This is a genomic window from Kitasatospora putterlickiae, assembly GCF_039527695.1.
Lineage (GTDB): Bacteria > Actinomycetota > Actinomycetes > Streptomycetales > Streptomycetaceae > Kitasatospora > Kitasatospora putterlickiae.
In genome coordinates this window covers 32,996-35,697 of the sequence record NZ_BAAAKJ010000044.1, presented here as the reverse complement: position 1 = coordinate 35,697, position 2,702 = coordinate 32,996, and the positions used below count along the sequence as shown (strand labels likewise).

The following is a 2,702-nucleotide window of genomic DNA, read 5'->3' as shown; positions in this document are numbered from 1 at the left end:
GGCTTCCGGCTGCCGCCGCTGATGTTCACCGGGGACGAGGCCGCCTCGGTGGTGCTCGGGCTGCTGGCCGGGCGGCGGTCCGGGATGTCGGTGGGGGAGCAGGCCGGAGAGTCGGCGCTCGCCAAGATCCAGCGGGTGCTGCCGCCGCCGCTGCGCGAGCGGGTCGCCGCCGTCGAGCAGACCCTCGGACTGACCGCCGCGCCCGCCGCCGGCCCCGTCCCGGCCGCGTCCGCGCTGTTCACGCTCGCCGAGGCGGCCCGCCGCCGGCGCCGCGTCCGGCTCGACTACCGGGACCGCACCGGCGCGCCCAGCGAGCGCGCGTTCGACCCGTACGGGCTGGTCTTCCACTCCGGCCGCTGGTACACGACGGGGCTGGACCACCTCAGCGGCGAGCAGCGGACCTTCCGGCTGGACCGGATCCGCTCGGTCGAGCCGCGCGAGGAGGGGTTCGAACCGCCCGCCGACGTCGACCCGGTGCAACGGGTGCTGGAGTCGCTCGCCGCGGTGCCGTGGACGCACGAGGTGGAGGTGGTCCTCACCACCACGCTCGCCGAGGCCCGGCGCCGCATCCCGCCCACCGCGGGAACGCTCACCGCGACCGAGGACGGGCGCGTGCTGTTCCGCGCGCGGGCCGAACGGCTCGACGGCATGGCGGTGATGCTGGCCGGTCTCGGTTGGCCCTTCGCCGTCCGCCGTCCCGCCGCCCTGCGGGACGAACTGCGCGCGCTCGCCGCCCGCCTCACCGCCTGGAGCGAGGACTGACGCAGGGTCCGCCGAACGTACGGCCGACGCACGGCGGCGAGCCCCGGGGCGCGGGTGCGACCCAGGGGCTCGCCGTGACGAACGGGACGGCCGTGCGAACGGCCGGGCCTCAGGCCTTCGGCCCGCCGTCCTGCTCCGCCGCCACCTTCCGCTTCACCTCGGCCATGTCCAGTCCTCGGGCCTGGCCGATCAGGTCCTCGAACACCGGCTCGGGCAGCGCTCCGGCCTGCGAGAAGACCAGCACCCCCTCACGGATGATCGCCAGCGTGGGGATCGACTGGATTCCGAAGGCCGAGGCCAGTTCCTGCTGCGCCTCGGTGTCCACCTTGGCGAAGACCAGGTCCGGGTGGCGCTCCGCCGCCTTCTCGAAGACCGGTGCGAACTGGCGGCACGGGCCGCACCACTCCGCCCAGAAGTCGATGAAGACGAAATCCTTGCCGTCCGCGCCGGGGACGATCTCGTCGAAGTTCTCCTTGGTCAGCTCGACCGTGCTGCTCATGTCGCGATTCCTGCCCTTCCGGTGATGGCGGTCAAGGCCATGTGCCCCCGACAACGGCTGCTGTCCGCGCGCTATTCCGCGGACCCTACCGCGCCGCCCGCGGTGCGGACGGCGCCTCCGGTCCGCGCCGGGGGGTGCCCGGCAGGCCCCCGCGCCGGTGGCCGGAGTGAGGGGAGGCGACCACCCCCGACCCGCCTGCTCTGGTGTTCACCGGGGGTGCGGCGCACCCTGGAGGAGTAGCCGGACGAGACCGGGCGAGAAGCGACCGCCGGAGGTGATCCGCCATGCAGACTCTTGTCGGTTGGCACATCGAGATGGAATTCCAGGAGGCGGGAGCGCACACGAGCGCCGTCGCGATGCTGCGGCTGGGGGACGGCACGGAACTGCGCGCGCGCGGCGACACCAGCCGTCACCCCTCCGACCCGGAACAGCTGAGGGTCGGCGAGGAGATCGCGGCCGCGCGGGCGCTCAACGACCTCGCCTCGCAACTGCTCACCAAGGCCCACGGTGAGATCCAGGAGGTCAGCCCGGTCCCGACCCACCCGCTGTCGTGACGCCTTCGGACGGTGCCGCCGGCCCGGCCGCCCACCGGTCCCGCATCCCGCTGATCTGCCCGCGCTGCGGCCGGGAGCAGCGGGTGGTGCCGGGCGGTCCGGGCCGCGCGGTCAAGGTCGTGCACGCCGGCACCGGCCGGGAGGCCTGCGAGCCGGGGGACCTCGCCCGCGCGCCGGACGACGGCGGGCCGGACGACGGCACGGTCTGACCCGCCCGGGCCGGCGGGATCGGCGGGATCGGTCGTGATCGGCCGGATCAGTTCGGGCAGTACGTGGTCGGCACCTGCCACTCCGGCCCGATCAGCCGCTGCTCCAGCTCGTTGAGCGTGATCCGGATGCCGACGGTCCCGGCCAGCCCGAGCCGCATCCGGCTGCGGGCCAGGGCCAGGAACGCGGCGAGCCCGTACTTGTTGATCAACGACGTGCGGTAGCGGGCGGTGGCGTCCGCGTCGCAGACGGCGGCGCGGGCCGGGAGCGGACGCCCCGTCGGGCGGCCGTGCGCGTCGCACGGGCCGACCAGGACCTTGGGGTGGCGGCGGATCCGCTCGGCCTCCCCGGAGTGGGCGGGCGTCCAGATGCCGAGTGCCGTGCCGTCGGCGACCACCCAGCTCTGTGAGCGGACCTGCCGGCCGTCCTCGCCGAAGGTGGTGAGCAGGAGGTATCTGCTGTCGGCCAACTGGTCGGTACGGTCGTGCACGGTGTCCTCCCTCTCCGGTCCGGCGGGTGGGTGGTGCGCGGCGGCCCGGGGGAACCCCGGGTGGGCCACTCCATTGTCGTCCACGGGGGCCGCCGGTTCGAGGGGTCGCGGCCGTCCGGCACCTCCACGGGCGACGGGCTCAGGCGGGTGGCGCAAACGGCGAACGGCCCGTCCGGTGTCGTGATGACAC

The 2,702-nt window shown here is 74.8% G+C and carries 5 protein-coding genes; 3 read left to right on the top strand and 2 right to left on the bottom strand.

What is annotated here, in order from left to right; translation table 11 throughout:
• Window positions 1-762, top strand: a 762-nt coding sequence (locus ABD308_RS05445; RefSeq protein WP_344327318.1) for a helix-turn-helix transcriptional regulator, incomplete at its 5' end; no start/stop codon positions are given.
• Between the two features lie 109 nt (window positions 763-871).
• On the opposite strand, the gene trxA is transcribed toward ABD308_RS05445, so the two are convergent.
• A complete protein-coding gene (gene trxA / locus ABD308_RS05440) occupies window positions 872-1,261 on the bottom strand; it encodes a thioredoxin (protein WP_344327306.1) in 390 nt (129 codons plus the stop codon).
• 284 nt (window positions 1,262-1,545) lie between these two features.
• Between trxA and ABD308_RS05435 the strand changes: the two genes are divergently transcribed.
• Entirely contained in the window at window positions 1,546-1,815 is a 270-nt protein-coding gene (locus tag ABD308_RS05435) for a DUF1876 domain-containing protein (RefSeq protein ID WP_344327293.1), read from the top strand.
• Window positions 1,812-2,024: a hypothetical protein gene (locus tag ABD308_RS05430; protein ID WP_344327279.1), complete on the top strand. Its 213-nt coding sequence runs from the start codon at window positions 1,812-1,814 to the stop codon at window positions 2,022-2,024. The genes ABD308_RS05435 and ABD308_RS05430 overlap by 4 nt, the downstream gene beginning before the upstream one ends.
• Before the next feature lie 47 nt (window positions 2,025-2,071).
• On the opposite strand, the gene ABD308_RS05425 is transcribed toward ABD308_RS05430, so the two are convergent.
• On the bottom strand, window positions 2,072-2,512 hold the full coding sequence (locus tag ABD308_RS05425) for a PPOX class F420-dependent oxidoreductase (protein ID WP_344327265.1): 441 nt from the start codon (window positions 2,510-2,512) through the stop codon (window positions 2,072-2,074).
• Window positions 2,513-2,702: the final 190 nt, after the last annotated feature.

Coding starts and splice junctions, on each gene's coding strand:
- ABD308_RS05435 (WP_344327293.1), top strand. CDS start 1,546: ATGCAGACTCTTGTCGGTTGGCACATCGAGATGGAATTCCAGGAGGCG.
- trxA (WP_344327306.1), bottom strand. CDS start 1,261: ATGAGCAGCACGGTCGAGCTGACCAAGGAGAACTTCGACGAGATCGTC.